Source organism: Pseudoxanthomonas taiwanensis (assembly GCF_010093135.1).
GTDB classification, from domain to species: domain Bacteria; phylum Pseudomonadota; class Gammaproteobacteria; order Xanthomonadales; family Xanthomonadaceae; genus Pseudoxanthomonas; species Pseudoxanthomonas taiwanensis.
In genome coordinates, this window is sequence record NZ_PDWK01000120.1 from 1 (window position 1) to 3,613 (window position 3,613).

Consider the following 3,613-nt stretch of genomic DNA (forward strand, 5'->3'; position numbering starts at 1 on the left):
TGAACAACGATTCCTGAGTGACGTCTGCACCGCGCATCCCACGCCCTCCACTATGGCTGAGGTCGATATCGCAAACAGAGGGCTTGAAAGCAAGCTCTGGCGCGGGAGAATTTCAACAAGCTGCTAGGCCTTCGCCCATGTCCAGCTCGCCCGTGACATGCCGCTGGGCGGTGGCCGGCTGCAACCGCTGGCCAGCCTCGACTACAGCCGGATCGACGGCGAGGCCTTCGCCGAACTGGGTGACACCGGGCTGGAACTGGTCGGCGAGGCCTCGCGCCGGTCCCGGCTGGCGGCCGCCCTCGGCGCGCGCTACAGCCGCCACTGGCGGCGGCTGTGGCTGGAGCTGGAGGCGCAGCGACACCAGGCACTGCAGGCGGCGGCCCCGGTGCATGCCGGGTTCCGCGCCGCACCGGCGGGGCGCTTCCGCCTTCCCGATCCACAACCGCGCGGCGGCGCCACGCTGGGCCTGCGCCTGGGCGGGCCGCTGGAGCACCGCTGGGAATGGGACCTGGCCTGCCTGCGCGAAGACGGCCGGTTCGAGGCGCGGCCGGGGCTGGCACGCGGGTTCTGAGGTCCGCGGCAGGGCCGCCGGGCGGGCGCGTCCCCTTGCGCGGGGGGGGCGCCCGCCCCACTTTCAGCAGGCATTGAACCGGGCCTGCGAAACTGAACGGGCCCTTCAGCCATTGCCGAATCCAAGCCGATGCCGATGAAGCGATCGACCGCGACCCTGCTCGCCCTGACTGCCGCCGCCGCGTTCGGCGGCTTCGCCGCCACCGGCATCCGCGACCTGCTGGACAACCGCGCCCAGGCCGCGCCCGCGCGCGCCGAGGCCGCGGCCACCGCCGCCGCCGCGGCCGTCCCCGCGGTGGCCAGCCGGCCGGCGGCCACCGGCGACGGCCAGCCGCTGCCCTCGCTGGCGCCGATGCTGGAGCGGGTGCTGCCGGCGGTGGTCCGCATCCACACCAAGCAGGTGGTGCGCATCCGCAACCCGTTCTTCGACGATCCGTTCTTCCGCCGCCTGTTCCCGGAGATCCCGCAGGAGCGGATCAACGAGTCGCTGGGCTCGGGCGTGATCATCGACGCCGAGCGCGGCTACGTGCTGACCAACCACCACGTGATCGAGAACGCCGACGACGTGTCGGTGAGCCTGGCCGACGGCCGCACCTTCCAGGCCGAGTTCCTCGGCTCGGACGCCGACCCCGACGTGGCCCTGATCCGCATCCCGGCCAACAACCTCACCGCGCTGCCGCTGGGCGACAGCAGCAAGCTGCGCGTGGGCGATTTCGTGGTGGCCATCGGCAACCCGTTCGGCCTGACCCAGACGGTGACCTCGGGCATCGTCTCGGCGGTGGGGCGCAGCGGCATCCGCGGCCTGGGCTCCCAGAACTTCATCCAGCCCGCCGCCTCGATCAATCCGGGCAACTCCGGCGGCGCGCTGGTCAACCTGCGCGGCGAGCTGGTGGGCATCAACACCGCCAGCCTCAACCCGCGCGGCAGCATGGCCGGCAACATCGGCCTGGGGCTGGCCATCCCCTCCAACCTGGCGCGCGACGTGGTGCGCCAGCTGGTCCCCATCGGCGAGGTGCGCCGCGGCACCCTGGGCGTGGAGACGCAGGCGCTCAACGCGCGCCTGGCGCGCTCGCTGGGCCTGGACGCCGGCCAGCAGGGCGCGCTGGTCACTGCCGTGCATGCCGGTTCCGGCGCGGCCGCCGCCGGCCTGCGCCCGGGTGACGTGATCGTGGAGGCCGGCGGCCAGCGCATCGACCACCCCGGCGCCCTGCACAACTTCGAGGGCCTGCAGCCGGTGGGCAGCGCCGTGCCGCTGAAGGTGCTGCGCGACGGCCGCACCCTGACCCTCAACGCCACCCTGCACGAGCAGCCGCGCCAGCTCGACGGCGGCGCGCTGGACCCGCGCCTGGCCGGAGCCCGCCTGGCCGAGCTGTCGGAGACCCAGCGCCAGGCACTGGGCCGCGGCGTGCGGGTGGAGGCGGTGGCCGCGGGCAGCCGCGCCGCACAGAACGGGCTACAGCCGGGCGACATCATCGTCGCCACCAATGCCGGCCCGGCCGACGACCTGGGCGCGCTGCGCGGCACCCTGTCGCGCCGGCCCGAGCGCTTGGTGCTGCGCATCCTGCGCGGTAACGTGCAGGGGACGCTGAGCCTGCGCTGAGGCGGCCGGGCCGTTACGGCCCCTACACCCGGCGCATGCTTCGATGCCCCGGACGCGCCGCATGGCGCATCCGCCCACCCAGGAGACCACGATGAACACTCCGGATCCGAACACCACTCCCGCCGCCGCCACGTCGGGCCTGAAGGAGAACCTGTCCGAGGCGACCACCCACCTGAAGTCCGCGGCGGGCGCGGCGGGCGAGGCGCTGCGCGGGGCCGCAAGCGCGGCCACCGATGAGCTGCGCCTGGGCAAGGCCAACGTCAAGGCCGAGCTGGCCGACAGCGCGCTGGCCGGGATGGCCGCCGCCGAGCTGGGCGGGCAGGCCGCCCGCGAACAGGTGGACGTGCTGCTGGACAAGGGCCGCGACCTGATCGATAGCGCCGCCGAACTGATCCGCGAGCGTCCGCTGGCGTCCTTCGGCGTGGCCTTCGCCGCCGGCTGGCTGGTCGCCGCGCTGACCCGCCGCGACCGGTAAGAGGCCATGGAAGACGGGGAGCGCCAGCAGGACGCGGCCGCCGGCGGACGGCCCGGCGCCGCCCCGCCCCCGCCGCTGGACGAGAGCCTGCGCCAGATCGGCCAGGCCGGCCGCGCAACGCTGCAGGCCTGGGGCGAGGTGCTGCGCCCCCTGCGCGCGCTGCTGTCGGCCGACCTGGCGCTGGCACGCAGCGCGATGGGCCGGGCCCTGGCCTGGGCCGGCGTGGCCATCGGGTTCGGCGCCTCGGCCTGGCTGCTGGCCCCCGCCGCGGGCGTGGCGCTGATGCAGCAGCTGGGCCTGTCCTGGCTGGCCTCGCTGAGCATCGCCGCGCTGTTCAACCTGGCGGTGACCGCGCTGGCCGCCTGGCGCACCTCGCGCTACTTCGACTGGATGGGCCTGCACGCCACCCGCCGCCAGCTGGCGCGCATGGGCCTGTTCGACGAGGACGACGACGGGGACGGGGACGCGGAGGCGCCGACCGCGCCGCCGCCCTCCCCCGCCCCGCCGCCGGCCACGGACGGAGACACCCGCGCATGAGGTTCGAGCTGCTGCAACGCCGGGTCGAACGCGCGGAACGGCGCACGGCCGCCTGCGTCGAGCGCGCGGCCACGCAGCGTGGCGCGCTGGGCCAGGCCTGGCGCCAGGCCTGGACGCCGGGCCGCATCGTGGTCGCCGGCCTGGTATCCGGCTTCCTGGTCGGCCGCGCCGAGCCGCTGTCGCGGGTCGGCGCGGCGCGCTGGCTGCAGATGCTGGGCACCGCCTCCAGCCTGCTGGCCACCCTCCGCGCCACCGCGATGTCCGAGGAGGCCGGGGCCTCCGCCGACGCCGCGCAGGAGGCGGCACGGGCCGCCGCCGATGCGGCCGGCGCCCCCGCGGCCGACGCCGCGCCGCCGGCCGAACCGCACGCCCCGTTCCCGGCCGAGGCCGCCACCGAACTGTCCGAGCGCTGACCCCGCGCGGCCCATTCC

At 75.4% G+C, this 3,613-nt stretch carries 4 protein-coding genes and 1 pseudogene; all 5 read left to right on the forward strand.

The annotated features are described in order from the left end of the window. Nucleotides 1–145: 145 nt before the first annotated feature. Nucleotides 146–571: pseudogene (locus CR938_RS13960) on the forward strand (autotransporter domain-containing protein); the annotation flags it as partial. A gap of 135 nt (nucleotides 572–706) precedes the next feature. Continuing rightward, entirely contained in the window at nucleotides 707–2,170 is a 1,464-nt protein-coding gene (locus CR938_RS13965) for a Do family serine endopeptidase (protein ID WP_162125569.1), read from the forward strand. Nucleotides 2,171–2,261: 91 nt separating this feature from the next. After that, nucleotides 2,262–2,645, forward strand: a complete 384-nt coding sequence (locus CR938_RS13970; RefSeq protein WP_162125570.1) for a hypothetical protein — start codon at nucleotides 2,262–2,264, stop codon at nucleotides 2,643–2,645. Between the two features lie 6 nt (nucleotides 2,646–2,651). Continuing rightward, the gene (locus tag CR938_RS13975) at nucleotides 2,652–3,182 is read left to right on the forward strand and encodes a phage holin family protein (protein ID WP_170296534.1); all 531 of its coding nucleotides are present in this window, start codon (nucleotides 2,652–2,654) and stop codon (nucleotides 3,180–3,182) included. Then, nucleotides 3,179–3,595: a protein sip-5 gene (locus CR938_RS13980; RefSeq protein WP_162125571.1), complete on the forward strand. Its 417-nt coding sequence runs from the start codon at nucleotides 3,179–3,181 to the stop codon at nucleotides 3,593–3,595. Before CR938_RS13975 ends, CR938_RS13980 begins: the two co-directional genes overlap by 4 nt. Nucleotides 3,596–3,613 lie beyond the last annotated feature (18 nt).

Bases quoted from the DNA above. Each gene is read 5' to 3' on its own strand.
- CR938_RS13980 (WP_162125571.1), top strand. From the start codon at position 3,179: ATGAGGTTCGAGCTGCTGCAACGCCGGGTCGAACGCGCGGAACGGCGC.
- CR938_RS13975 (WP_170296534.1), top strand. From the start codon at position 2,652: ATGGAAGACGGGGAGCGCCAGCAGGACGCGGCCGCCGGCGGACGGCCC.
- CR938_RS13970 (WP_162125570.1), top strand. From the start codon at position 2,262: ATGAACACTCCGGATCCGAACACCACTCCCGCCGCCGCCACGTCGGGC.
- CR938_RS13965 (WP_162125569.1), top strand. From the start codon at position 707: ATGAAGCGATCGACCGCGACCCTGCTCGCCCTGACTGCCGCCGCCGCG.